This window comes from Bacillus sp. SD088 (assembly GCF_017355205.1).
Taxonomy (GTDB): Bacteria; Bacillota; Bacilli; order Bacillales; family Bacillaceae_C; genus Lederbergia.
Window position 1 is genome coordinate 118,244 of record NZ_JADIJK010000004.1, and the last position, 26,383, is coordinate 144,626.

At 38.1% G+C, this 26,383-nt stretch carries 23 protein-coding genes; 3 read left to right on the forward strand and 20 right to left on the reverse strand.

Going from position 1 to position 26,383, the window contains the following annotated elements; genetic code table 11:
* Positions 1–62: 62 nt before the first annotated feature.
* From IPU53_RS04765 to refZ, 5 genes are all read right to left on the reverse strand, one after another.
* The gene (locus tag IPU53_RS04765; RefSeq protein ID WP_207448397.1) at positions 63–260 is read right to left on the reverse strand and encodes an alpha/beta-type small acid-soluble spore protein; all 198 of its coding nucleotides are present in this window, start codon (positions 258–260) and stop codon (positions 63–65) included.
* Positions 261–396: 136 nt separating this feature from the next.
* Entirely contained in the window at positions 397–1,605 is a 1,209-nt protein-coding gene (gene thiI, locus IPU53_RS04770) for a tRNA uracil 4-sulfurtransferase ThiI (protein WP_207448399.1), read from the reverse strand.
* Positions 1,606–1,609: 4 nt separating this feature from the next.
* Complete coding sequence (locus IPU53_RS04775; RefSeq protein ID WP_207448700.1) at positions 1,610–2,752, reverse strand: cysteine desulfurase family protein; 1,143 nt, start codon at positions 2,750–2,752, stop codon at positions 1,610–1,612.
* A gap of 255 nt (positions 2,753–3,007) precedes the next feature.
* On the reverse strand, positions 3,008–4,723 hold the full coding sequence (gene ezrA / locus IPU53_RS04780) for a septation ring formation regulator EzrA (RefSeq protein ID WP_207448401.1): 1,716 nt from the start codon (positions 4,721–4,723) through the stop codon (positions 3,008–3,010).
* A gap of 553 nt (positions 4,724–5,276) precedes the next feature.
* On the reverse strand, positions 5,277–5,930 hold the full coding sequence (gene refZ, locus IPU53_RS04785; protein ID WP_207448412.1) for a forespore capture DNA-binding protein RefZ: 654 nt from the start codon (positions 5,928–5,930) through the stop codon (positions 5,277–5,279).
* 301 nt (positions 5,931–6,231) lie between these two features.
* Between refZ and IPU53_RS04790 the strand changes: the two genes are divergently transcribed.
* On the forward strand, positions 6,232–6,711 hold the full coding sequence (locus IPU53_RS04790; protein WP_242698075.1) for a GAF domain-containing protein: 480 nt from the start codon (positions 6,232–6,234) through the stop codon (positions 6,709–6,711).
* Between the two features lie 154 nt (positions 6,712–6,865).
* On the opposite strand, the gene IPU53_RS04795 is transcribed toward IPU53_RS04790, so the two are convergent.
* Positions 6,866–8,263 carry a sensor domain-containing diguanylate cyclase gene (locus IPU53_RS04795; RefSeq protein WP_207448416.1) on the reverse strand — a complete coding sequence of 466 codons (1,398 nt, stop codon included), beginning with the start codon at positions 8,261–8,263 and terminating at the stop codon, positions 6,866–6,868.
* A 710-nt stretch (positions 8,264–8,973) separates the two neighbouring features.
* On the opposite strand from IPU53_RS04795, the gene rpsD reads away from it, so the two are divergent.
* Entirely contained in the window at positions 8,974–9,576 is a 603-nt protein-coding gene (gene rpsD, locus IPU53_RS04800; RefSeq protein WP_207448425.1) for a 30S ribosomal protein S4, read from the forward strand.
* Between the two features lie 317 nt (positions 9,577–9,893).
* Here rpsD and IPU53_RS04805 read toward each other — a convergent pair whose 3' ends face one another.
* Positions 9,894–10,157 carry an RNase adapter RapZ gene (locus tag IPU53_RS04805; RefSeq protein ID WP_278253236.1) on the reverse strand — a complete coding sequence of 88 codons (264 nt, stop codon included), beginning with the start codon at positions 10,155–10,157 and terminating at the stop codon, positions 9,894–9,896.
* Positions 10,158–10,215: 58 nt separating this feature from the next.
* Positions 10,216–10,401, reverse strand: coding sequence for a DUF6440 family protein (locus IPU53_RS04810; RefSeq protein ID WP_207448429.1), 186 nt, complete (start codon positions 10,399–10,401; stop codon positions 10,216–10,218).
* Between the two features lie 310 nt (positions 10,402–10,711).
* On the opposite strand from IPU53_RS04810, the gene IPU53_RS04815 reads away from it, so the two are divergent.
* The gene (locus IPU53_RS04815) at positions 10,712–11,158 is read left to right on the forward strand and encodes a DinB family protein (RefSeq protein ID WP_207448702.1); all 447 of its coding nucleotides are present in this window, start codon (positions 10,712–10,714) and stop codon (positions 11,156–11,158) included.
* 64 nt (positions 11,159–11,222) lie between these two features.
* Here the strand turns inward: IPU53_RS04815 and IPU53_RS04820 are convergent, their stop codons facing one another.
* The 12 genes from IPU53_RS04820 to IPU53_RS04875 form a co-directional block, all read right to left on the reverse strand.
* Positions 11,223–11,498: a CotD family spore coat protein gene (locus tag IPU53_RS04820; protein ID WP_207448431.1), complete on the reverse strand. Its 276-nt coding sequence runs from the start codon at positions 11,496–11,498 to the stop codon at positions 11,223–11,225.
* A gap of 205 nt (positions 11,499–11,703) precedes the next feature.
* Positions 11,704–12,360 carry a 4Fe-4S cluster-binding domain-containing protein gene (locus IPU53_RS04825; RefSeq protein WP_242698076.1) on the reverse strand — a complete coding sequence of 219 codons (657 nt, stop codon included), beginning with the start codon at positions 12,358–12,360 and terminating at the stop codon, positions 11,704–11,706.
* Positions 12,361–12,381: 21 nt separating this feature from the next.
* Positions 12,382–14,325, reverse strand: coding sequence for an anaerobic ribonucleoside-triphosphate reductase (gene nrdD / locus IPU53_RS04830; protein ID WP_207448433.1), 1,944 nt, complete (start codon positions 14,323–14,325; stop codon positions 12,382–12,384).
* Positions 14,318–14,581 (reverse strand): thioredoxin family protein, encoded by a 264-nt coding sequence (locus tag IPU53_RS04835; RefSeq protein WP_207448441.1) that lies wholly within the window; start codon positions 14,579–14,581, stop codon positions 14,318–14,320. Before IPU53_RS04835 ends, nrdD begins: the two co-directional genes overlap by 8 nt.
* A 178-nt stretch (positions 14,582–14,759) precedes the next feature.
* The gene (locus IPU53_RS04840; RefSeq protein ID WP_207448443.1) at positions 14,760–15,719 is read right to left on the reverse strand and encodes an LCP family protein; all 960 of its coding nucleotides are present in this window, start codon (positions 15,717–15,719) and stop codon (positions 14,760–14,762) included.
* Between the two features lie 12 nt (positions 15,720–15,731).
* Positions 15,732–16,364 (reverse strand): DUF1232 domain-containing protein, encoded by a 633-nt coding sequence (locus IPU53_RS04845; RefSeq protein ID WP_207448445.1) that lies wholly within the window; start codon positions 16,362–16,364, stop codon positions 15,732–15,734.
* Positions 16,365–16,725: 361 nt separating this feature from the next.
* A complete protein-coding gene (locus IPU53_RS04850; protein WP_207448447.1) occupies positions 16,726–20,409 on the reverse strand; it encodes a cobaltochelatase subunit CobN in 3,684 nt (1,227 codons plus the stop codon).
* Between the two features lie 222 nt (positions 20,410–20,631).
* The gene (locus tag IPU53_RS04855; RefSeq protein WP_207448449.1) at positions 20,632–22,548 is read right to left on the reverse strand and encodes an AAA family ATPase; all 1,917 of its coding nucleotides are present in this window, start codon (positions 22,546–22,548) and stop codon (positions 20,632–20,634) included.
* A 16-nt stretch (positions 22,549–22,564) separates the two neighbouring features.
* A complete protein-coding gene (locus IPU53_RS04860; RefSeq protein WP_242698078.1) occupies positions 22,565–23,488 on the reverse strand; it encodes an ATP-binding protein in 924 nt (307 codons plus the stop codon).
* 51 nt (positions 23,489–23,539) lie between these two features.
* Positions 23,540–24,322, reverse strand: coding sequence for an ABC transporter ATP-binding protein (locus IPU53_RS04865; protein ID WP_207448453.1), 783 nt, complete (start codon positions 24,320–24,322; stop codon positions 23,540–23,542).
* Entirely contained in the window at positions 24,322–25,356 is a 1,035-nt protein-coding gene (locus IPU53_RS04870) for a FecCD family ABC transporter permease (RefSeq protein ID WP_242698079.1), read from the reverse strand. The genes IPU53_RS04865 and IPU53_RS04870 overlap by 1 nt, the downstream gene beginning before the upstream one ends.
* Positions 25,343–26,362, reverse strand: a complete 1,020-nt coding sequence (locus IPU53_RS04875) for an ABC transporter substrate-binding protein (protein WP_207448455.1) — start codon at positions 26,360–26,362, stop codon at positions 25,343–25,345. The genes IPU53_RS04870 and IPU53_RS04875 overlap by 14 nt, the downstream gene beginning before the upstream one ends.
* Positions 26,363–26,383 lie beyond the last annotated feature (21 nt).

Genomic DNA, 26,383 nt, shown 5'->3' on the forward strand with positions numbered 1-26,383 from the left:
TTTGTTGACCAAAGTAAAGAGAGGCGGAAAAAACCGCCTCTCAATCCAGTTACTATATGTGATTATTGATGTCCGCCCATTTGTTGTTGTGCCATTTGGACAAGACGCTTTGTGATTTCTCCACCAACAGATCCGTTAGCACGAGAAGTTGTATCAGCTCCAAGATTCACACCAAATTCTTGAGCAATTTCGGTTTTCATTTGGTTTAGAGCTTGTTCAGCTCCAGGTACTACAAGTTGGTTGCTGTTATTGCTTGGCATGTGTCTCACCTCCCTGTAAGTGTAGAATGTGCAAAAACACATGCCATCATTCATCATTCGATTGGTAATTATTGTTATTCTTTAAATAGTGACTTTTCTCGTTGTTTTTTAGGCTTATCAAGAATATGACAAACCACTATAAAAGACTATCTAGATCTGCAGTGGCTGATTGCTTCCGCGCACTAATCATAATCGTTTCAGTCTTACCCACCGCTTCTTCAAGTAGAGGATTCCAATCGACTTTTTCTTCAAACTGCTCCATCTTCTCCAATTTCGGTTTTGTTTTCGGCGACGGTGGAGTGAAAATCGTGCAACAATCTTCATATGGTCGATTCGAAATCTCGATTGTATCAATCTTTTCCGCGATCTGAATAATCTCTAATTTATCCATCGCGATCAATGGGCGAATAATCGGAGTGTTCGTAACTGCATTAATCGCAAGCATGCTTTCCATTGTTTGACTTGCTACTTGACCTAAACTTTCCCCTGTTACAATCGCAAGTCCACCTTGTTTTTTTCTAATTTCTTCTGTAATTCGAAGCATCATTCTTCTTGTAGCCGTCATAGAGAAACCAGATGGAATTTCTTTATGGATAACTTGCTGAATCCCAGCGAAGGGGACAATATGAACTTTTACACTTCCCGAATATTGAGCAAGTTTCTGTGCTAAATCCAACACTTTTTGCTTAGCACGCTCACTTGTAAAAGGGGGACTATGAAAATGCACAGCTTCGATTCCCACTCCCCTTTTCATCGTTAAATAGCCTGCCACAGGGCTATCGATTCCTCCTGAAAGCATTAGCATCGCTTTTCCAGAGGATGCGACTGGAAATCCTCCAGCTCCTAGAATGATTTGACCTGAAATATAGGCAGCATCCTGTCTAATTTCTACAATAAGATTTAAATCAGGTTGCTTCACATCCACTTTAATTTCATCCAGATGAATCAAAATATGTGCACCAACCGCATGATTTAATCCATTCGTATCATATTCAAAGGTCTTATCTGTCCGACGTGCAGAGATTTTAAACGTATTTCCTGGGGAATGGACTTCCCTAGCGATATGGAGGGCAGCTGCTCGAATCGCTTCTATATTCTTTTCTGTTTTAATAACTGGACTAAAAGATTGAATTCCAAATACATTCTTTAATTGCTCTATAATTGGTTCTACAGATTCACCGTTCAGGACTACGTACATGCGATCCCAACCAGATTCAATTTGTGTGTTCTTAAAATCTTGTAATATAAATTGGATATTTTTCTTTAATTTATGGACAAAATGCTTTCGGTTCCGCCCTTTAAGGGACATTTCGCCATAACGAATCATGATTCTATCATAATTCATTGAATCACCCCACTACCTTTTTTAATCTTACGATGATGTCTGTTAATGCCTCTATAAACTGAATCGCTTCCTGCATGGTATTCTCGTAGGTAAGGCTTATTCGAACAGCGCCTAACGCGATCTCATTCGAAACACCCATCGATTGTAACGTTGGACTTGATGTTTTATCTTTAGAAGAACAGGCACTTGTCGTTGAAATCATAAAGCCAGCTTCTTCTAAGGCATGGACAAGTACTTCTCCTTTCAATCCAACTACAGAGAAGTTGATAATATGCGGTGCCGCAGACTCAGGTGTATGAATGATGGCTTCCGACTGCTTTTTTAATTCAGCAAATAAATAGTCTCTTACCTGCAAAAGCGAGGCTGCTTTATGAAGGCGGTTCTGCTCCACTAACCGGAATGCTTTGGCCATCGCCACAATGCCGCCTGTATTTTCAGTCCCACTTCTCCATGTTTGCTCTTGATTCCCTCCAGTTAAAAGCGGAACAAGTTTAACTCCGTTTCGTTTATAAAGAAAGCCTGTCCCTTTTAAACCATGAAATTTATGAGCTGAAAATGTACATAAATCAATCCCTGAATCGCGGAGCGGCAAAGCTAATTTTCCGGCGCCTTGAACATGATCAACATGAAAGAGGATTTTCGAATATTCTTTTAGTCTTTCGCCAATTTCTCGGATTGGTTGAACGGTTCCTACTTCATTATTCACATGAATCAAAGAGACAAGAATGGTCTTGTCCGTAATCGCTTGTTCGATGTCGTCAGGATGCACAAGCCCATTCGCCCGCACAGGCAATCTTGTCACTTGGAAATCGAATTTTTCTTCTAATTGTTTCAATGTATTTTCAACAGAGGCATGTTCAATCTCACTTGTAATCAAGTGATTTCCTCTGCCTTGATATTCTAAGGCCGCTCCTTTAATAGCCAGATTATTTCCTTCCGTGCCTCCTGAAGTAAAAATAATCTCTGCTGGCTTTACCCCTATTCCATCTGCGATTTGTTGCCTTGCTCCTGTGATCAACTGCTCAGCTTTTCCACCATAATTATGCAAGGATGAAGGATTCCCATAAAAATTTTGGTTCACTTTTAGAAAAGAATCTAGAACCTCTTCATATGGCTTCGTTGTTGCACTGTTATCAAAGTATATCAACATGACACCTTCTATATTTTTTAGTTATTTTTCCAGTTAGGATGTTCAAAAAGTCCGGTAAAAACTTGCACAGACTGTACAAATGTCGGACGTTTGCAATTGACGCCAGTCCCTTTAGGCGACTTGGGTCCTTTTTAACTTTCTTTTTGAACACGCACAGTTAATAATCATATCATATTTTTTCAAAAAAAATAAGAAGAGCTTTGGTGAGCTCCTCTTATTTTATTCGATTCTTCCCATGATAACGAATTTTAGCTAGGAACGAGAATATTCATGACTCTCGTAGATTTCCTCGATGCGTTTTAGGGCACCTGGTTCGATTTTTTCTACTGCAGTTGCTGCTTGTTCGAGTGCAGCTGTATATTCATAACTTCGAAAGGCTTGTTCTGCCTCTTCTAAATTGACGGCTAACTCGGAACTTTGTGTACGATAACGGTTTGCATATTGAATCACGCGTTCTGCAAGCATAGCCGTTTCAATATGCTCTTCCGTTTTCTCATAAAGATGATCAACGGTATCCTTTGCTTCATCAAGGTATTTCTGAACTAAACTCATATTCAAAGGTTTTTCATTTAAGCTTGTATATACCTTTCCAATTTGCTCTTCTGCACGATCATATAGAGATTCGCAATCCGGCGGAAGTCCAGGCATATGACTATTATGAACAAGCCGGATCATTTCTTTAATCCTTCTCTGACATGCATGAGCACTTTCTTTTGCGTCTAATTCATCCTTGCGCAAATTATGAAGACGTTCTGTAAATTTTTCTTGCTCTTGTTTTACCTGTTTCAATTGTTCATCAATGTCCTTCAATTCTTCTTCCAATTGTGAATAAGGGGTCAGCTGATCAGTTAATTTCGCCTGTAAAAGCTCGTATCTTTTCACCAATTGATGAAAGGATTTGTCTACCTTCTTCGGTATTTCAAGTTCTTTCTCTTGTAACTGATAACTATTTTGCACAATCTTTGTTTCGTGGTTCATTTCATTATTCTTTTCCAGCAATTGTTCGAGGGTATCTTCTACTTTCTCTCCCTCTTGTAAAATATAATGCTTCCCATACACTTCTTTTTCTAGCAAATCGTAAAGTGTCTCTATTTTGTCCTTCACCTCTTGAAGTCCTTCTTCAACAGGCAGTACCTCCGCTTGTTGTAAAGCTTTCAAATAATGGTCAATTTGCTTCGATAATTCTTCTAGTTGTTTCTCCATTTGCAGATGTTCAAGTATAAAGCCTTGCTGGCTCATTTCCTTATAGCCGCTTTTCAGATCATCGACTTGTGATGGAAGAATGGACTGACATTCAGTGAGCAGATCAGGAACTTTTTCCATTTTCGCCCCTAATTCCTCCATCTCTGAGGTAAGAACTAAAACAACCTCACGAGCCTGTAAATAATTGCCCTGATCTGTTAATTCTTGATAATGATTGATCTTCTCCTCAACTGATTTTAATAAGGCTTCTAATTTTTCACCTGCTATGCCAAACAAATGGCGATGGGCCAAAAGATATTTTTTATTTTCCTGATATTGTTTGAACACATCAGTCATTTCTTTTCTATTTTCCTCTTCACTGCCCACAACCTCGTTTAATTCCTTCAGAATGGCATCCATATCCTTTTCGATCACGCCTAATAATTCTTTTACCTTTCGATTACTCTCTTTCGCCTGCTTAAATCGATATTTATCGGCAAATTCTTCGGAAGCAAAAATCATTTCATCAACCTTAGGTAGGCGCACAGTCAGAATGTCATCCCAATCGCTTCGCCACCGTTCAAACATTTCCTCCGTTTCTCCCGTCATGTTCAATTGCTTCACTTTCGCCATTTCTTCTGCAATAGGACGGTTCATCAATTCTAATTTTTGAGAATCTAGCTGATCAACCTCTTTATAATATTTTTTCCTTATTATGTATCCCACTACGAATAAAACTAGTATGATCAATATTGCAGATATTAAAATCTCCACACCGTAATTCATTGTAAGCCCCCTGTTTCTCAGTCATTCCTGTATGCATTTATATGTAAATGAAATTAAATTTTGTGTTATATTCCTCTATAATACCATGTCAACGACAATTTTTGACTATTAAAAGCATTTTTTTACGAGAAAATACGGTGAAACTTTAATTAGTGGGGATTTAGACGTATAGGATGTAAGTCATACTGACAAAGATATCCGGGTATTGTTATGAATTTGTAGTAGAAAAAGGAGATAAATAAGAGAAAAAAAGACAAAAGCACAAAAGGCTAAAGGCGTGACAACGATTATCACGCCTTGCAGGCAAACAAACCATCAAATTAAGCAAACCGGCTATCATAGGGGCAAAAACGCCGTTGAAAAAGGCCAACGGCTAATAAAATGAATGCAACAGCTAATAGAACGACTTTAACAGCGAGTAGAGTGCTTTCAACGGCTAATAGAACACGCCCAATGGCTAATAGACAGCTTCCAACGGCTAATAAAATGAACGCAACAGCTAATAGAACTTGGGAGAAACTTGTCCAATGTAGTCTCTAATTCCAGCCCTTCCTTAAAAACCGTTTGAAGCAGCTGATTCAATTGACTTTACAATGTTTTGTTGACCTGACCACGATTCTAGCCATTTACTAATCATTCCATAATATTTATCAATAAAATAGGGTTCATGCGGGCCCATCCCCCAAACTTCTGATACATATAAACTATTGACATAAGGCATCATGAGAATTCCTTTTAATTGAATAATTAACATACTAATTGGAAACGCCATTTTTTGCTCTTTCAAAGTGGCCTGGATCAAATTCTTCAGAAAGAAGCGCTCTTTCATTAAATAAGTGGAGATGATTTCACGGGACGTTTGCGAATCAATACTGATTTCCCTCCATACAAAACGCGCAAGTAACTTATGTTCACTTTGAAAAACTAAAATTCGTTTTATCGCTCTTTTTAGACAATGATCTGCTTGATCTTTATCCAATTTTCCTGTTTCTTCTTCCAAACAGGTTAAATAGGGCTCAAAAAATCGGATCAGACATTCTTCTAATAGCCCCTGTTTCCCCTTAAAATAATAGGAAATATTAGCAGCATTGATCTGCGCCTCAGTAGCGATATCACGGATCGTCGTCCCCTTATATCCTTTTGCGTAAAATAATTCAATAGCAGCTTCTACAATTGCCTCTTTTGTTGTTCCTTGCCGATTTGCCATTCATCCGTCCCCCAATCTCTTGAACAATTTAAGCGAATATGAGAAAATAATATGCATTTTAGGACTCTGATCGAAATTCTACTTATTCAAATACGTGTTCAAAAAGAAAAAAGTCGACGATTACGCTGACGTCAATTGCAAACGCCTGACAATAGTACATCCTGTATGTCGAAAAATCGCAGTATCATTTTTATTTTGAACATCCTATACAAACCATTTCGGTAAGAAAAGAAGAATCCCTTTCAATACTTATCGACAGTTTCTTTAGGGTATGTCGAAAGGGAGAAAAGGAGGAAGAATTTTGTTTAAAGCACAAGCCTATGATGGCAACGCGAAAGACCAATCTAAACTTCTCATAAAACAGCTTAAGTCTCTTTTAGAGGGGGAGCCGAACACAATTGCAAACTTGAGTAATGCTTCTGCTCTCTTAAATCAATTTTTAGAACGAATTAATTGGGTTGGTTTTTATTTAGTGGAAAATAATGAACTTGTTTTAGGACCATTTCAGGGATTACCAGCCTGTATTCGAATTCCTTTCAAGAAAGGAGTCTGTGGAACGGCAGCCGCAACAGAAAAAACGATCGTGGTAGAGGATGTCAATGCCTTCCCTGGACATATCGCCTGTGATGCAGCATCACAATCAGAAATCGTGATCCCCATTTTTAAAAATGGAGAATTATTTGGTGTACTAGACATTGATAGTCCTGAAAAAAAGCGGTTTGATCATACCGACCAAACCATTTTGGAAGAGTTCGTTCGAGAGCTGGAGAGGTTTCTATAAGGTCAAAAAAGAAGAGAATGGGACATAAGTGTTTTCATTAAAGAAAAAACGAATTACTATCATGCATAAAATTCGCTTCGGAAATATACCTCGCTATGATATATTGTTCTTCTTTAATTCATAGCATTTTAGTTATGTCCAGGCTCTTCTTTTCCTAAGACGAAATTTTAATTTGATTTTTCCCAGAGTTCTTCGCTTCATATAATGCTGTATCGGCACGACTGAACAAGTCAGATACATTACCCGCTTGAGTTTTTCCCCAACAGGCAATCCCACAGGATATGGTTACTCTAGGATTAGTCTTTTCTGAAATATACTTACGCAATCGTTCAGCAACAATTAATCCACTTTTCAAGGAAATACCAGGAAGGTAAACAGCAAGCTCTTCGCCGCCCCAACGAGCGGCTGTATCTGATGCACGAAGACTTGATTGAATCAATTCTGCTACTTGGATCAATACTTTATCACCTGTTTGATGACCATATGTATCATTCACCTGTTTAAAGTCATCTAAATCAATCAAAATAAATGTTCCCTCTCGGTCATGTTGCATCGAGGCTTTTATCCGCTCATCTAAATACCCTCGAGAAAATAGCTGTGTCAGTTGATCCGTAATCACCATTTTTTCCAGCTGTTCACGTAGAAACATATTTATAACGCTTAAAGAAGAGCGTTGTACAAGCGTTTGAAATAAGCGAAACATGTCAAACGTGAACATATAAGGTGCCTCTCCAACCAGGATTACAAACCCCTTCCATGACTGACTATGAAAATACGCAGCCATTAAAGAACCTACACTTTTTTCAAGCATGTTTGGTAAATTTTCCGTTTTTCCCATAAATAAGCTTTCTTCATCATTTCCAATCTGTTCATAGATAAAATGGACTATGTGCTTTCCTGCCTTCCTTTTAAAGAATGTAGAACTTTCTTGTAGAACTATTGGTCCTGTATCCTTTAAAATTACATACCCTACTTCAGAGCTTTGAAATATTTGTGTAATTTGTCTATGCAAATAACGAATGGCCTCTTTGTATGTTGAAATTGAATTTAAAGCTTGCACAATTTCGTCAATTAAACGCAAATTTTCAATTAGCTTTTGCGATTGTTGATAGAGCTTTGCATTTTCAATGGCATTCCCTGCGGTATTCGCTAATAGGCGAATAAAATCTATTTCAATATCTTCAAATATAGAGTGCAATTGAGAGGTTACTTGCAAAACCCCATACACTCCTTGCTTTCCCTGCAGTGGCGCATAAATGGATGGGTAGTCCATTGTCTCGATTTCAATTGTTGAATGTACATAAGCAGCTATCGCCCGATCATGTGCAGAATCAAATCCAAGGCTTTTCACCGGCAACTCCTCATCCACTTCTTCATCATTTGCAAGCAGGAGATAGTAATCGTTTTCATTAAAAACCCTTTTCAATGTTTCGATAATTTCACCAAGCACTAAGTTCGTATCCATTGATGAGTGGCATTTATCTGTTACTCTGAATAACTCTCTATACATCATTTCCTCTAAAGACTCGGTATTTTTTTGTTCACGCCTCATTTGAACCTGCCCCCTTGCAATCCCGCAGCAGACTTTTCTCTGGGTTAAGCTTTTGTACTCACTTAAGTTTGTATTTTGTAAAAAATTATATATATAACTATACCATAAATAGAACTTTTTACCTATGTAATTATAAAAATATTTATTTATAACGTGAGTATGCAAAAAGGTGGCGAAAAAGGACCAAGTCGGTTAAATGCGCTGACGTCCTGTCAGCAACACCGACACTAGTATATCTTGTACGTCGAAAGTTCGAGCCGGCGCCGTTTCGAGCAGTGGAATGTATGCATTTAGATACATAAGCATAAGGAAATCTTCCCCCGAATCCGCATCGCACGAAGGAAAAGTGGTTTTCTTTTCCGAGGAGAGGAGAAGTAAGCCAACGAACTTGCGCGTGTTGTGGTGACTTCGACGTTCGACACAGGACGTGTCGATACTTAGTCGAAGATCATTTATCTCGTAGTGGCATTTTTACCGGACTTTTTGAGCTTTCTCTTATTGACTTCATCGCTATATAATTATATAATGGTCGTTGTGTAAAATAATGCAGCCTAAATGAACACGTAATGTTTTTGTATTTTATTCCTCTTCATGAGGTGTATCTTGTAACCCGCTGCTGCTAGGGCGAAGGTACATGAAAATAAAATACCCATTATTGCTGTATCATCGGTTTTTATTTTACAAAAATAAAACCTAAGGAGGAGACTTCTATGTCTCGTTATACCGGCCCAAGCTGGAAAATTTCCCGTCGCCTTGGCATTTCCTTGAGCGGAACTGGGAAAGAACTCGAAAAGCGCCCTTATGCGCCTGGACAACATGGTCCAAACCAACGTAAAAAACTTTCTGAATATGGCTTACAGCTTCAAGAGAAGCAAAAACTTCGCCATATGTACGGAGTAAATGAGCGTCAATTCCATAACACATTTATCAAAGCTGCTAAAATGAAAGGGAAACATGGTGAAAACTTCATGATCCTTCTAGAACAGCGTCTTGATAATATTGTTTATCGTCTTGGCCTTGCTCGTACGCGTCGTCAGGCTCGTCAACTTGTAAACCATGGTCATATCCTTGTAGATGGACGTCGTGTCGACATTCCTTCTTACAAAGTAGCACCTGGGCAAACAATCAGCCTACGTGAAAAATCTCGTAATCTTACTGTTGTCAAAGAAGCTATTGAAGCAACAAATTTTGTACCTGAATATGTTTCTTTTGATGCAGACAAGCTTGAAGGAAGTTTCACTCGTTTACCTGAACGTTCTGAACTTCCAGCTGAAATCAATGAAGCCTTTATCGTTGAGTTCTACTCACGTTAAGTTTTATACTTTGCAAAGAGTAACATTAAAAGCCTTAGAACCCTTGTTAATCAAGGTTTCGGGGCTTTTTTGTTTGGGCAAGATACGCATTAGAAATAATCGATTTGATCTAGGTTGGAGCTAAAAATAATACGTGGATAGCTGACTTAATAAGTCCTGTCAACTAAATGACAGGGGTGCTTATATACAGAAAATTCCACACCTGCAATTACATCAATCATACTGCCTCCTTTCCAGCTGATAAATAACATAAATGTCCTAAACTGGCGCTTAGTGTAGCAGTATGCTTTAACAACTGAATACACCATAAGTATTATCTATAATAAATCTTTAAGTTTTTCGCAAATTACGTCTACGTCCATATTTGTTGTATCAATAATTACATCTGAACTATCTTTTAATAACGGTAGTACACGACTAAGACTATCTATTATCTCTTCTTTTTCCCTTGGTCTTTTCCCATAATAATTAGTAGTCCTATCATCTATTCTTTTAATCATTGCATCCTGCTCTGCCGTTAATAGAACCACATAATCAAAGTGTTTATAAAATTTGCTTTGATTTGAATAACAACCCTCCATAAAAGCGGCTGGTTCAAGATCAGGCCTGCTCAAAACCGCATAAATTTAACTATATTTATTACTTTTTAAAATCCTTGTCTATTAAGGGCTTTCCTTCTTGATCAAGCATGACAGTCAGCCCTGCACCATACCCTTCCTGATGCAACATATACATGACCCCAGTTTCATTATCACGAATAACTTTAGTCACTTTTAGTTTTCCTTGCGTATAAATCTCTTCAAAACGCTTATCATTATCAGCCATCCAGTTTCACTCCTCTTTATGATTTTCAAGTAAACAACCAAAGCTAACGAGATTATAGAGCAGGCCTATTTGTTGAACTGTCTCGATCTAGCCCGTCAACTTAATTGTAACAAACTTTTTTATAAATTATCGAACTTTATTCAATTGATGTGCAGATTTATACAGCTGTAATTATCTGAATAATAAAAAAGGAAATCAATAGCAGAGTATCGAATGGTATAAAGAGGTTCAATATTAAAAGGAGGATGATGAATTGATTATTACAAAAATTGATGATAGTTACACAGAGCAAATTAGTTACTTGATTTGTATGATGAATTACACTCGTAATATAACTCTTAACAGTGTAGAGGGATTAACTGAAAAAGAATTGGATACATTGATTGATGCTAATAGCAATTCAATTGGGGCATTATTACTCCACATTGCTGCGATTGAATATGCCTATTTTGTCAACACGTTTGAAGAAAGGGAAATGACTGATCAGGAAATGGATCAATGGGGGCCTGCAATTCGACTAGGTCAAGAAGGAAGAGACAAGATTAGAGGGAATACGTTGAAGTACTATATTGATAAGTTAGATGATGTAAGAACAAATACCCTTCGCCACTTCAAGAAAGTTGACGATGAATGGTTACATACGATCGACGAATATTATCAAGATACTCCTATCAACCGTTTTTTTAAGTGGTTTCATGTTTTTGAAGATGAGATTAATCATCGAGGACAAATTAACTTCATTAAACAAAGAGTATAAACAAAAGCGCAAGCGATATCCAAGAAAAAGCACCCGTTAGGATGCTTTTTACAAATTTACCCCATTAACAATTACTGTCATCATTAACAGGTTTACAACGTGGATTATCTAAATCACTTCCACAATTGTAATTCTCTACAATATTCACATCTTTTTCAGATTCTGTTACTGGGAAAAAGTTTTCAATCCTGGTGATGTTCTTATTAACATTTTTTACGTGGGTTGGATGGACACGTCTAATTGTTTTTCTGTTTGTAGTCGTGTTTACAATATTTTTTGTGGGATAGAATATAGTTTCTACATCATTATTGTTACCATGTTTATCATGTTCTTTGCTCATTTACCTATCCCTCCCTTCATAAAAGATGTAATACATCTTATGTCGAAAAAAGAGAGTTTGTCCTAGGTTTCTGCCGATTTTTTTGAAATTCCACGATCATACTCCTACAATCAATGGATGAACTATATTTAAAAACTCTAGAAACAACGTTACACCAACGTTTCTAGAGTTTTGTATTTAAAAATTCCTGCGCTTTTTTAAAAAATTAAGTGTATAAGAAGTCGTTTAAAAAATAGTCTACTTCACTCTGATGTTCTGCTTTCCGTTGATCAATATAACGTTGAATCTCTTCAAAAAAACCTTCATCAAGGATCGGATATTTCACTGTGCGGACTTGATCCAGTGGCGAATTATGGGTAATGACCTGATCAATACTTGCAAGTAAATTTTCTACCATCTTTCTGGATGGCTTTATACCCATGATATCTTGAAAGATTGATTGATCTGCTTCGGGATCGAGTACATGATAGGGTAATTTCATATCAATATGGATCCCATCCACAAGCTTTTCTTTATATAGCTGTTGTACTTTTCTATGGTACAATCCACTGGTTGTAACTATGATCTTGCCAGCAAACAGCTCCCGTGTTCTTTGAAGGACAGCTCGTATGTCAATAAAAGGATCAATTAAAAATTCTCCTCCGCTAAACATAATGGCATCAAATAAAAATCCGCTTTTTTCCAAATATAGAAACAAATCATCAGCCGTTTTATACTTTGCAGGTGTTTGAGCAATGATTTCATCATAATTATGACATCCGAAGCAATGTAATGGGCACCCTGATAAAGAATGGACCAGTAAGGTCGTGTGGTTTGGCACATCAGTAAAGGTCCGAATAAAGTTCTGATAGAATTTCATCATGTATTATCCGTAAAGGGCCCTTTACGGATGGCTGACCCCCTTCAGCGTATCTTCTTTGAGTCGCTTGCGCCCATTCCAATCATGTCTTCTCGCTTTTGACCAAAAATTATATTTTCCCTCATAGTACCCTTTTTCATCAACATGAATAGTATGGCGGGAAATCATTTTCAGATAACCAATCACCCTACTAAAGGTAGCGATGTCCGTTGAGGCACAAGTTGGACATTGCTCAATATTTTTCCCATCCTCCGCAATGATTTTTTGACCACAGCTCATACAAGATGTAATCGTTGGCGTTAAGGTGATATAGTTGATTGGTTTTTCAAAAATCTTATCTATATAACGAGCTAATCTTGCAGGAGACACTTTTGATTCTAGAAAATGATGGAGTACACTTCCTGAGGTGGCATAGCCTTGAAATTCGGCACTATTCTCCAATTGTTCCAAGAAATCCTCCTCAGAAAAAGGTGTCATGCAACCACTTGTTAAGTATGGGTTCTCCCCCTCACCTTGCACAAAAATATCATGGCCATTCTCCCCTGCCCATTTAAGATCATGGCGGGCTAGTTTTATGGCGGCATTTTCAGCTGGTGCATACTCAATACCACAAGCCACCTTATCTCTAACAATGAACTCATTGATCACATTGGTCATATATTGCATCAATTCATGTGCAATCAACTTTCCTTTTTCATCTTTAATCCCATTAGGGTAGCCTAAATTAACGATCCCTTCATTCATGCCGGTGACTGCAAACACATTAAAGTAATTTTTCAGATCATGATTGTAGGCAAAAAACGTTGGATAGAGTTCTTTATTATTTTCGATCCAGCTCCGTTTTGCCATATGGGCTTGTTGCATGATTTCCAAGTAGCCCCGCATTTTTTCCTTCAATAAATCCATATCATAACCGAATTCTAGTAATAGACGGTTCATATTCAAATTTAATACCTGTACAGCTCCGGTAGAACCAGACGATGAGCCGAACACCCCTCCACCAGCCTTTGCGAGAGTTTCTAGATTAATTTGCAGACGACAGCATAAACTACGGCTAACTTGCGGATCTTTCGCTTGAATAAATGGATTTAATTGCTGATAATAAGGATTTTCAAATGGCTTTGTTTTAAAATTTTCAAAATATACTCCGCCCCAATCATACATTTTATCCAAAAGTTCGAGAAACAGCGGATTTTCATAATGAAACTGATCGTCAATTTGTACAGTCAAAAGTGGAAATGTAAATGGAATCCCATCATTCCCTGTTCCTTCGCTCATCACATCAATAATTGCCTGATTGATGCGATCGAAATAAGTATGTGGGATATCTTGATACTCGATGAAACGTAACTCTCCTCCAATCACGATATACTCCTGTTTGATTTCTTCGGAAGGCTTACCGAACTCTAGTGTAATATTTGAAAAGCTACTTTGCGCCCCGGAACGAAGCGGCATATTTAATTCCCAAATTAAACTTTGGAATAACTGTTTCAGGGCATCGTCCGTATAAAACTGGCCTCTCTGTTCTTCATCGTATAAATAGGAAGCAGCAACGGTAGAAAGCTGTGCCAGCATGACTGCACCAGAAACTTGCTGGGAAATTAGAGTAACCACATTACTAAAATGTCTTATCAAAGTGGATAGGCGTGTCGTTGGTTTTGATGAAATCATATTTTTAGCAAGTGATGGAATCCCTTTTGAAGCAATATCGAGACAGCTGATCGACACACAGTATGGTGCCAGCTGTTTATCGTGAACATAGATAACCCCTTCGTCATACAATCTTTTAATTTCTGGAGGAAGCACATGGTTAAACAAAAATTCCTCCTCAGCATGATTATTCAAATTATGGCGTAATAATGGTAGTGAATAGACATAGTTGCTATTTTCATGTTTTAGATAATCAGATTGTTTATCATCAGCAGTCGATGTGAATTTCCGGATAATTTGTTCTGTATTCTCAAACATTGCTCATCTCTCCTTCTTGCAATTGATGTACCAATTCCATTAGTTCAACAGGATTCACTCCAGTAGTTCGTGCTATTTCTGTTTCGTCATCAGCTAGCAATATAGTTGTAGGCACTGACATAATTTGAAAGTTCTCAACTAGCTTTTGTTGTTTTTCTGCCTCAACCACAGAAAAAGTCACGCCCTGGTCCTGTAAAAACTTGGAAATAACTGCACATTTTGGGCATATCGCGGTTTTAAACATTACTAATTTCATACAAATGAACCTCTCTTTCTAATCTAATCCATTTCACAATAACACAATATATAGTGTTTATAAGTGATAAAAATCACTACATATAGTTTTATATTTTACACTAGGAAAAACAAAAGAACTTGAAAGGAAATGCCCCCATCAAGTTCTTTTGTTTGTTATCACTAAGCTTAACTTTACTCTATTCTTTTATCGCAATATTTTCTTCTGAGAAAAATTCTTTCAATGCTTGTTTATTTTCTTCAAGATCAATGCTTAATACAGCCCCTACGTCGACATTTTGATCGGTAAATGAATCTTGAATGGGGATGCGCAGTTTCTCCAATTCATTTGTCTTGTTTGATACGATGTCTTTTCCCATTGTAAGTAAAATGCGATTATCAATATTGGTCTCAATATAGGATGAAGCAGTACCTAATATTTTCGGAAGCTGAACGATATTATGAACGGTAACGGCTTCTGCTAAAACCTTCTCTAGTGCTTCCTGTTGCCTTGCAACACGGCCAAAATCATTCAAATTATCTTTTCTAAAGCGAACATAGCCCAATAGCTTCTCTCCGCTTAATGTCTGCTTTCCAGGATGTAACGTCATCCCAATACCTGTTGACATTTCATTTTCTACCTCAACCTCTATGCCATTCGGAGCAACTAAATCCACTAATTTTGGAAATCCGGTAAAATTAACAAGGGCATAATAATTAATATCTAGATCAAAATTATGCTTGATCGTTTTTCTAACTAATTCGGGCCCTCCAAAAGAATAAGCTGCATTTAATTTTTGCATGCCATATCCTGGAACCTCTACATACGTATCTCGCATAAGAGAAGCAAGTTTTATCCGGTGGGTATTTTGATTATAGTAAGCAATCATCAACGTATCAGATCGTCCTTGTTCTCCTTTCCTTGCATCACTCCCGATCAGTAGTATCTTTACTTCCCCAAATTGGACTTCTTCTCCTTCAAATGGTTCTTGTGTTGTTTCTTCTATGTCGCTCGTTTCCTTTTCATCAGCATTACTTGCTAGCCCTTTTTGATACTCGCTAACACTATAAATAACAAGGAAAACAACTAAAAAACTAATAAGGAGGAAGAATCCTATAAGTACTTTTTTTAATGATGATCTATGTCTTTTAGTTCTCAAGTTTATTCTCCCTCATCTCTCTGCTATTCTTTTTGTAATCAATTGCACAGCTATGGCATCATCTATAAAACCAATTGGAAAAATATAATCTGGAATCACATCAACAGGAATAATAAAATACAACAGTGCACTTCCTATCAAAATAAGTTCTTTTGATGAACCATTTTGCAGCTGAAACTTCTTAAAAAAATCCTTTAGAAAGTTAATAAATGGCCCTACACTATCAACCTTCTTAATTTTCTCATCAAACCCTGAAGAGATCGCTTCCTTTCCATCCTCTGTTTGCGCATAACTCGCATACTCTTTTAATTTTCGGTCAATGTTCTCAACAGAAAATCCACTGGCAGCAGATGAATCGAGCAAGCTTTGAATCTCTTTGACATACTGATTCAGTTCTGATTGATCATTCGCTTCTTGTTCAAGTGGATATCCAGCAGCCCCCAAAAGTTCGTTCATTGGAATATCCAAATGTTGGGAAAACAGATGTAAATGTTCAAGTGTTGGTCTACGTTTTCCACTTATAATACGGGATATAGTAGCTGTATCAATATCTGTTCTTTCACTTAATTTTCTCATTGATAAGGAATGTTTATCCAATAAATTCTTTAAAATAAAACCGAGTTGATCTCCGCTCTCTATTTTCATATTAATCTCCTTTCAGGCGCAACTAAAAACACAGCTTTCATTTGCAATAAACTATACATTTTCGTTGACAATTTGTCAACGAAATTAATAGACTTTCAAATGCTCTATTATTCTTCATTTTATAAAAAAGCACCTTAAATCTAGTATATTTCCAATATTAAAAAGCCGAAGAGTAGGTCTCTTCGACTTTACGCATTGTCTATACACAACTTTTCCGTTGACATTTTGCCAATAAAAAAGTGGAGGCTGAGACAAAAGTGTTTTCAAACAAGCCAAAACCGAACTACTAGGTTCATATACCCCGCAATACATTGTTCGTCTTTGAAGGTTAGCAATTTAGTTATGTCCCAGCCTCTTTATCCTATATCGTTGTTTCTTCCATATCTCCTTCCAATTCTAAATATAGATCTCTTAATGTATTTAGTTCTTGTTCTGTAGGCTCCCAATACCCTCTTTGAGAGCTTTCTAGTAAGGTTTCCACCATGTGGTGGAAGGCCCAACGGTTATTTTCTATGCATTTTGTTTTGAGTTCTTCATTCTCCATATAGGTGGCATGAAGGTGATGAAAGATCCAGTCTTCTACTTTATTCGTTGTAGCCGCCAGTCCTAAGATATTCTCAAATCGATCTTTTATCTTTTGTACACCGTGATGGTCATGCTCTAACATCGCCTCAATCCATTTTGGATTCGTAATTCGTGTTCGAATTCCTCTTGCGATCGCATGCTCAACATCCTCTGTTTCAATTTGACTCGTTGTCGTATCACTGATATAAATGTCCGCTTTTTTTCCTTTTACATTTTCCACAGATTTGGAAAGACCACCAAAAAATTCATAGAAATGATCTAAGTCAACAACTTCATGTTCAACTGTACTCCGTATTTGGGAAATGAGCTCTACTTTTTCTAAATGTGTGGTTAATAATTCTTTCATTGGTTTACCATAATAATTTTTCGTATAGATATATTGCATGCTATCAAAAAAGGATTGACCAATTTGTGCTTCATCTTCCCAATTTTTTGTTTCAATTAACTTTGTAACTTTTGTTCCATATTCATTTTCTGATGGACCAAACATGCGGGCAGAGGATAGCTCGATGGCTGAATTATGATCGATCCCTTCACTCTGTAATTGTTCGAGAATTTGCTTTGTATGTCTTTTCATAAAATTTTCATCATCTGTTTCATCCTGGGAACTTATCCGCATAAACAGGTCACTGAGATCTTCGATTACATTCGCAAACATTGCTCGAAACATTCCACTGATGTTCAACACAACATCTATTCTCGGACGCCCTAATTCCTCGATCGAAATGATTTCATATGTTTGTTTTAGCATACCTGGTCGGTAAGTCACTTTAATCCCAAGATAGTGCAGAATTTGTCCTAATGTTTCTCCTTGGGTACGAGAGGTTTCCAATCCCCAGAGGACAACCCCAATTTTATCCGGGTATTTTCCCGTTTTATCTAAATATTTCTCAATTGTCTTTTCTGCCACTATTTTTCCTCGTTCATACGCACTCTCGCTTGGAACAAGATTGGGATCAAATTGATATAGATTATAACCTGTTGGGAAAACAGCTGGATCGCGAATCATATCCCCAGCTAGACGAACAGGAATAAATTCTCCGTTTAAAGCTTTGATGAGATGATCTAATTTTTGATTTTGTTGACTGGCTGTATAAGCCGTCATCCCAAACTCTAAGCTTTCAAAAAATTTTTCTCTCCATTCATCCGAAAAAGAACTTAGAAGTGATTGGTCTAGCAAATAGGCTTCAATAAGCTGATCGGCTTCTTCATATAATTTTGTTCTCTCATCGCGATTTTTATCTGCCATGACTTGATCATAGTTTAACCGCTTAGATTCAGCGACTAATCTTGGGAGTGATTTTAAGTTACCACGATCAAACCTTAACACGGCTTTTACATATTCCATTGCTTGTTTATTTGTATAGGCCGTTCCAAACACATGAAGTCCCATAGGAATAAGCGATGTTTTGATTCGATATAGTTCCATTTCTAGTTCCTCTACCTCTGTAACAGAAAACTGCAGCTCTTTAGCCATTTTTAATAATTTATGTTGTAATTCCTTGGCTTGTATAGGGTTGGTTCTTTCCACTTCATGATACTCATTGATCAAAAGCTCTAACGGCAGGAATTCTCCATACAATTCGCTTTCCTGGAACGGAGGAGACTGGTAACTAATTAATGTTGCATGTGAGCGGCGTTTTGCAATCATTGCTTCGGCTGGATTTCCTGCATAGTAAAGATAAAGATGAGGTAAATCTTGGATTAATCGATCTGGATAACAACCACTCGACATCCCACATTCTTTCCCGGCTAAAAATTCCAATGTTCCATGTGTACCTACATGGATAATGACATCTGCTTGAAATTCTTCTTTTAACCATTGGTAATAAGCGATATACTGCTGGTGGGGTGGCAGAGTTTTATCATGATAGGACTTCTCTATTTCTCCCTGAAGATCGCGAGCGGGCTGTAATCCAATAAATAGATTCCCCTCTACAATCCCCGGAATGTAAAATTCACCCTCGTCTGTCATCATGGTATCAGAGGTTTGTCCCCATTCCACTACCTCTTCATTCGCTTTATAGCGAATAAAATCAATTTGCTGATTATCTGTTACCCATTCGGGTGAATTGATCCTTTTTCCCTCAATGAACTTTTCTTGTAGTGCAGCTTTTGTAAGCAGTGGTGTATGATAGCCTTCTCTGTGAAGACGCTCTATGATTGTCTCTAAAGAAGCAAAGGTGTCGAGGAAAGCCCCCCCAAAAATATTCGCTTCACCTGGCGGATAATTATAACCAATAATAGCAACTTTCTTTTGTTTGTTTGCTTCCTTTCTCAACTTAAGCCATTGTGCTACTCGAGAGACTACTTTTTCTCCGCGGTCTTCAATCAATGTTAATTGCTTAATGTCGACATCAAACATCTGATTCTGTTCGATTGTATCCATAACCCCGACTGGAAATGTTTCAATATTTCCATCCAACTCCGGCAACATAACGGAAACTGAAAATTCAGCAGCTGTTACTCCTTGTGAGGAGTCTTCCCAATCTTTCCTCATCCTTCTCGTAATAAAAAACGGATGTAAAACCGGCACGCTTAATTCCTCTAGTAATTGTTTTCCTAATTCTGGATTTCCGCCGACAGGTCCAGCTCCTAAACGAAAAGGGACAAAGTTTAAGATGAGATCGATTCTTGGTTGCCGATCATCCAGAAAATATTGTCGCAACTTCTTTATTTCCTGTTCGCTTCCCCTTTTATAGGTGACTGGAAGAATATTTGCAAATTCCTTTACCTGTGCCATGATCTCCGCAATGGCTTCACTTGTTCGAACTGGATAATGAATGTTTGTAAATAGAAAACCGACCGTCGGCCTTGTATCATTAAAATCAGTATGTTGTACGTACTCTTCATAGGAGGAAAAAGTCAAATCGACGATCGGATCATATATGGTTGTCTCCTGTATACCCGCAGGTGGATCAGCTTGAGGAACTTTTAATAACTCCTGGGATGTCAGATCAAACGACTGACCATATTCTTTCAAAAGAAAGCAAAGCAAGTTGTGCATATTTTCTACTCCTGCCAGCCTCCAATACGTAACAATTTTGCTATAGTTTTGTAAATCTGTATGCTTTTCACTTGATTGGTTGTCTTCTCTTATTTGGGATGGCCTACCATGATGTTCTTGATCAAAATCCTTTGCTGAAAGACTTCCTAACTTAAAAAAAGAGCGGAGCCCATCTCCAAACCCATTGATTGGCACAATAAAAGAGCGGGTGGACGGGATGCTCTCCATGATTATTTGGTTTAATCGTTGAGATGAGCCATGTAAGTCAAGTAATAGAATGTCAGATTTGCTGACACTCGACTTTCTCCTAGCAAATTGCTCCTCCTTATCACTGCCAATATCAAAAAGCTGTACATCTACCATCATTTTTATAGCAGACGATAATTTGCTTTCATAGGCATGAATAAGATCATTAATAGCTGTTGTCGATGTGGTGACAATAGTTATGTTCACAACTTTCCCTCCTTTTAGGGATATTCAAAAGTGAGGATCAAAAACTAAATTCACGACCGTCACGCCTTTGTAACCAGCGACCTGTATGCCTCCGAAAAAAATGACATCGAGAATTTTCGTCGTATAGAATATACTAGTGTCGAACGTTTGCGATTCACGCCAGCATATTTAGCCGACCTGGTCCTTTTTTATCCTCTTTTTCAACTTGCATTTTTATTTACTTCAAATATGTTCTTTAATGGCTCCATAAATTTGCGATGAGGTGATTTGATCTAATTTTGTGTACATCCCGCCAAGGTGATCGGCTAGTTTTTTGGCTAGACCTAAAGGGACCTTACTTTGCTCTGTGTCAATAACTAAAGACAAAACACCTTCATTTTTCATCATCTCTGCTATTTGAAAAGCTTCTTCTAATGGAGAACCTTTGCCCTCATAGCATTGGTTCGCTCTTCCATCTGTAATGAGAATGAGAAAAGGGATGGCATCTGTATCTTTTTTCCGTAGCTGCAGCCATTTCTCATAGCCTTTTACGAGTGCTGATGCCAGTGGTGTTTTTCCACCTGTTGGTAGGTCCTTTAATCGTTGATAAGCCATTTCCACACTTCGGGTAACCTCTAACACAACATCCGCGCGCTTCTGATGAAAGGATATCATTCCGACCTCATCTCGTTTTCGGTAAGCATCCTGTAGCAAAGAAAAGATCGCTCCCTTCACTGCCTCTATGCGTTTTCTTACACCCATAGATCCACTTGCATCCACTAAAAATAATAAGGTCGTGCCCACCACTTTTTCCCTTACCTTTTGGCGTAAGTCTTGTTGTTCAATCGCTATAAGTGAACCCCCATTCCTCTTTCGGCTCGATTGATAAGGCGCGGCGGCTCGAAGGGTTGGGGCTAAGGCTAAATCTGTTACTTTTCCGTGAGGAGGAATAGTGGCACGGGTATATCGTCCTTTGTTCCATTCAGTCTTTACAACGGAGCGTTTTCCACCTTTTCCATGTTTTTGCTCCCTGATAAATGCTTTGAGTTCTTGTAAAATCTTGATATCCATTTCATTTCCAATATCTGCTGTCCACTCTTCTTGATTTAAACTAGATTCATTGGTTGGTTTTTCCTCATTATAATCAGAATTAGGTTGCTGCGAATGGGGATCCTTTAACGTTGGATTGCTTTCTACTGACTTTGTATTTTCGTGTGTTTCTTGTTTATCTTGATGATTATTTTTTGTTTTTTCTTCTTGAATATTCTCCTGTTGTTGCTCCTGTTTTGACTTTGATGGAGAGGCTAGATTTTCTCTTTGACGGTGGGGAAGCACATAGGCAGCTGCTTTTTGAAAGTCCTCCGCAATGATTGTTTCTCTTCCATCCAAAGCGGCGATTGCTTTCGCTGTTTCAAGCAAAATATACTCAGCTCGATGTCCTTCACAATTAGCTTCTTGAGCAATCATTGCTACATTCCTGATCATTGCTGCATTTACGATAATAGAAGCACAACGGGTCTGACTCTCTCGAACCCAGCTTTTTAACGTTTCTGCCTCCTCTTGATGCTTTTGGATAAAGGATACCTGATCTTCTTCAAAGGCTACCCTGCTCTTGATAATATTCATTCTCGTATCGATATCTTGTTCGCTTTTTACATTTACGTATAATCCAAAGCGATCGAGAATTTGTGGGGTTAATTCACCCTCTTCAGGATTCATAGATCCGATTAAAATAGTTTGAGAGGCATAAGAGGTCGATATCCCTTCTCTTTCTACCACAGTCGTGCCTGATGAATGAGAATCAATGATCATTTTCGTCAGATGCAAGGGTAATAGATTCACCTCGTCAATATATAAAATATGTTGATGGGCGCGTTGAAGAATTCCTGGTTTAAATTGTTTCTTGCCAGTTTGTATGGTTTTCTCAAGATCAATTTCACCAACTAATTGATCCTCCGTCACACTAAGTGGTAGTTCAATAACTTGTTTTCCCAATTTTAGTTGGGAAATACTCCGTACCATCGTCGTTTTTGCTGTGCCTTTCTCCCCGGTTAACAGAATGCCACCGATTTTTGGATTCACTAAGTTTAGTAGGATAGCTTGCTTGACAGGACCCTGACCGACGATCGCTGTAAATGGGTATGTATGAAGAAAATCCACCGCTGTCTCCTCCCCTTTAAACAATCTCAAGCTCATTAAAGAATGTATCTAGCTGTGACAGATCAGCTCCTTCGTCCTGAAATGGTGTGGTTTTCAGTCGGTGAGGATAGACAAATTTAGTGACAGTCTGAATATCCTTTGGCGTGACAGCTGTTCTCCCTTCAAATGCCGCGAGAGCCACTCCTGCTTTTAAAACAGTTAAATCTGATCGATGCCCATCTACTTTTAGGTGGATTGATAGTCTAGCAATTAATTGATAGATTTCATCCGACACGTTCACCTCAGGTAAAATATTTTTCGCCTGCTCAATCCTTTTGACTAATCGTTCTTGCTCATAACAGTATTTCTCTTGAAACTCCTTTTGATTTTCTTCAAAGGCTAATCTTCTTTGAAGCACCTGTACTCGCCTATCTATTTGCTGCTCACCAGTTACCTCCACAGATAATCCAAAGCGATCCAATAACTGTGGACGGAGATCACCTTCTTCAGGATTCATTGTCCCAATTAAGATAAACTGTGCAGGATGTGCGTACGATATCCCTTCCCTTTCGATTGTATTGACACCCATTGCGGAAACATCTAATAATACATCCACAATATGATCATCTAATAAATTAATTTCATCGATATATAAAATTTGCTTATGTGCTTCATATAAAATACCTGGTTCGAATTTTTTCTCCCCATGTTTTATCGCCTGTTCTATATCTAATGTGCCGATCACTCGGTCCTCTGTAGCGTTTAATGGTAATTCAACAACCTTAAGCTGGCCGAATAAATCGGCTAAAGAGCGAACAGCTGTCGATTTCGCCGTTCCCTTCTCCCCTTTAATTAAAACACCGCCAATAGCAGGATTAATATTATTTAATAAAAGCGCTAATTTCATATTTTCTTGCCCGACAATCGCGGTAAAAGGATAATACACTCTATCACTCTTCAATTTTTTCATCTCCCATTAGATTGATGATGTCTTTATCGTTAATCTAAGATGTTACGCTAATGCTTGTGCAATACAAATGGGTTTCTGGTGGAGCGGATCGATCCATATATCTGCCTCCACCCCGAAAACCTCTCGAATCGTATGTTTATTCAATACTTTAGTAGGAGAGTCTTGTGCAAAAATCCTGCCGTTTTTCAATACAATCAGTTCATCAGAATATTTAGAAGCATGATTCATATCATGTAACACCATCACTATAGTGATGCCAAATTCTTTATTAATAGATGTTACAAGTTCCATAATTTCCAATTGATGAGCAATATCTAAAAAGGTGGTTGGTTCATCAAGAAGCAGAATGGAAGGTTTTTGAACAAGCGCCATCGCAATCCATGCTCTTTGCCGCTCTCCCCCTGATAGTGTATTAACAACTCGATTGGCAAAAGTCGTTAATCCTGTCTGCTCAATCCCCCAATTCACAATATCAAGATCTTCCTTTGAGAGTCTCTCCCAAAATTTTTTATGCGGGAAACGACCATATTCCACTAGGTCTCTTACCGTTAAATGAGGTGGTGTGTATGGTGACTGAGAAAGAATCCCCATTTTTTGGGCGACCTCTTTAGCCTTCAATTCACAAATCATCCGTCCATTCAAATACACTGCACCTTGTTCTATTTTTAAATTCCTTGATAAAGCCTTTAAAATTGTGCTTTTTCCCGATCCATTTGGTCCTAGCAGGGAATAAATCTTTCCTTTTTGAATTGAAAGGTCAAGGGATTGAACAATGAATTTCTCCTCATAACGTAAATCAATCTTTTTTGCTTCTAATATGCTCATTATGTTTCCCTCCTTAACAAATAAAGAAAGAATGGCGCCCCAAAAATCCCCATAATTACGCCAACTGGGATTTCAACTGGTGCCAAGATCAACCGTCCAACCGTATCACTAAAAGTTACAACCGCAATCCCTAGAAAACAAGAAGCAGGGATAAGTAGACGATAATCATTTCCGATTAGTAATCTAGCCGCATGTGGAACAATCAGTCCAACAAAGCCTAATAAGCCCACAACACTGACAGCACTTGCTGCAAGCAGAGATGCCACAGCCGTCATGATGATTCTCGTCCGTTCTACTGAAAGACCTAATCCTCGTGCTGTTTCATCCCCCAAAAGCAATATATTCATCCATCTTGTACCGAAAATAGTAAAAAGTAGACCTAGTAAGCTGTAAATCCAAATCATCTCGACATGATTCCAGCTTCTTGCAGACAATCCTCCCACCATAAACATAAGAGCTCCTTGAACACGATCACTGTAAAAGATCATCAGTGTAGAAATCCAAGATCCTAAAAATGCGGAAACTGCTACACCAGCCAATACAATTCTGACCGGCTGAATGCCTCTTTTCCAGGCTAAAACATAAATAAGTACCGCAGCGCCCATTGCACCAAAAAAAGCCCCTATTGGAACGATGAATTCTAAATGTGGAAATAAAAGTAAAATGACGACTCCCACTAATCCTGCACCAGAGTTAATGCCAATAATACCCGGATCAGCTAGAGGATTGCGCATAATCCCTTGTAAAACAGCTCCAGCTAAAGCCAAATTCACCCCAACCAATGCACCAATAATCACTCTAGGAAGACGTATATTCCATAATATTTGCTGTTTGGATTCCATATGAAGTGAAGTCAGCGATGTCCAAATCGTAGACCAAGAAATGTCAACAGCCCCTTTGGATAGGCTGAATAGGATACTTACACAGGCAAGAATAAAGAAGATGAATAAAATGAAGAAACGCCATGTTCGGCGTTCCCTAATATTTCCCAACTTAAAAGCTGGTTTTTTCATCGCTGTATCACTCAACATCATCAAAAGCCTCAGGATATACAAGCTTTGCTAAATATTGAATGGATTCATCATAGTTTAATCCGCTGTTTGATAAGAATAAATTGCCTGGTAAGAAGTGCACTTGATCATTTTGAACAGCGGTTAAGGTAGACCATGCAGGACTATTTTTCATATCAATGTCCATTCTTTCTTCTGCCTTGGATTTTTCACCATGATGGACAACGAAAATCATATCTGGATCCTCCTCAACCACCTTTTCCAAACTAAATGCTGTTTGCGTCTGATTTTCCTCAAGCGCAGGCACACCTTCTGCAATATTGGTTAATCCTAACATTTGGGAAATTTCACCAGGAATGGTATTTTCTCTATTGACTGTGACATTACTAGGAGTGATATTAAAAATCGCTACCTTTTTTGGTTCTTCTTTACCACGATATTGATTGATTTTTTCTTGAATCGCCGTTATTTTTTGTTCTAGTTCCGCAATTTGTTCTTCAGCTTGCTCATGATCGCCTAAAACCTCTCCAACAAGCTTCGCATTTCGTTTAACATCCTCTAGTAATATCATATCTAGGTTTATAAATGGAATATTACTATCTTCTAAAATCGGAATTAATTTTTTATGTAAAGTAGTGTTTCCGATGACTAAATCAGGCTCTAAAGCTAGAACTTCTTCGACATTCACATTCGTATGGTGGCCAATATCTGTTATATCTTCAGCCCCTTCAGGAATGCGATCCGGACTAAGCGTCGTTCTTCCAACAGCCTCGCCACCTAGGTCATACAATAAATTTAAATGGGATGGTGACAAAACCACAATTCTTTCAGGCGTTTTCTCTATGGTCACCTCATTTCCTAAATCATCTGTGACTGTTAGCTCGCTGTCAGCTTCCTTCTCTACATTATTTGCTTCTGTTTGCTTTTCATCTTTTTCAACATTCGCTTGCCCATCTACTTCCTCCTTTGTAGCACAACCGGCTAAGAAAATGATAACGAGCAAACCATTGATCCATATCTTGCTTTTCAAGATTCTTTCCCCCTTGTTTGT

Bases quoted from the DNA above. Each gene is read 5' to 3' on its own strand.
- IPU53_RS04765 (WP_207448397.1), bottom strand. From the start codon at position 260: ATGCCAAGCAATAACAGCAACCAACTTGTAGTACCTGGAGCTGAACAA.
- thiI (WP_207448399.1), bottom strand. From the start codon at position 1,605: ATGAATTATGATAGAATCATGATTCGTTATGGCGAAATGTCCCTTAAA.
- ezrA (WP_207448401.1), bottom strand. From the start codon at position 4,723: ATGAATTACGGTGTGGAGATTTTAATATCTGCAATATTGATCATACTA.
- refZ (WP_207448412.1), bottom strand. From the start codon at position 5,930: ATGGCAAATCGGCAAGGAACAACAAAAGAGGCAATTGTAGAAGCTGCT.
- IPU53_RS04795 (WP_207448416.1), bottom strand. From the start codon at position 8,263: ATGAGGCGTGAACAAAAAAATACCGAGTCTTTAGAGGAAATGATGTAT.
- rpsD (WP_207448425.1), top strand. From the start codon at position 8,974: ATGTCTCGTTATACCGGCCCAAGCTGGAAAATTTCCCGTCGCCTTGGC.
- IPU53_RS04805 (WP_278253236.1), bottom strand. From the start codon at position 10,157: ATGGAGGGTTGTTATTCAAATCAAAGCAAATTTTATAAACACTTTGAT.
- IPU53_RS04810 (WP_207448429.1), bottom strand. From the start codon at position 10,401: ATGGCTGATAATGATAAGCGTTTTGAAGAGATTTATACGCAAGGAAAA.
- IPU53_RS04815 (WP_207448702.1), top strand. From the start codon at position 10,712: ATGATGAATTACACTCGTAATATAACTCTTAACAGTGTAGAGGGATTA.
- IPU53_RS04820 (WP_207448431.1), bottom strand. From the start codon at position 11,498: ATGAGCAAAGAACATGATAAACATGGTAACAATAATGATGTAGAAACT.
- IPU53_RS04825 (WP_242698076.1), bottom strand. From the start codon at position 12,360: ATGATGAAATTCTATCAGAACTTTATTCGGACCTTTACTGATGTGCCA.
- nrdD (WP_207448433.1), bottom strand. From the start codon at position 14,325: ATGTTTGAGAATACAGAACAAATTATCCGGAAATTCACATCGACTGCT.
- IPU53_RS04835 (WP_207448441.1), bottom strand. From the start codon at position 14,581: ATGAAATTAGTAATGTTTAAAACCGCGATATGCCCAAAATGTGCAGTT.
- IPU53_RS04845 (WP_207448445.1), bottom strand. From the start codon at position 16,364: ATGAAAATAGAGAGCGGAGATCAACTCGGTTTTATTTTAAAGAATTTA.
- IPU53_RS04865 (WP_207448453.1), bottom strand. From the start codon at position 24,322: ATGAGCATATTAGAAGCAAAAAAGATTGATTTACGTTATGAGGAGAAA.
- IPU53_RS04870 (WP_242698079.1), bottom strand. From the start codon at position 25,356: ATGATGTTGAGTGATACAGCGATGAAAAAACCAGCTTTTAAGTTGGGA.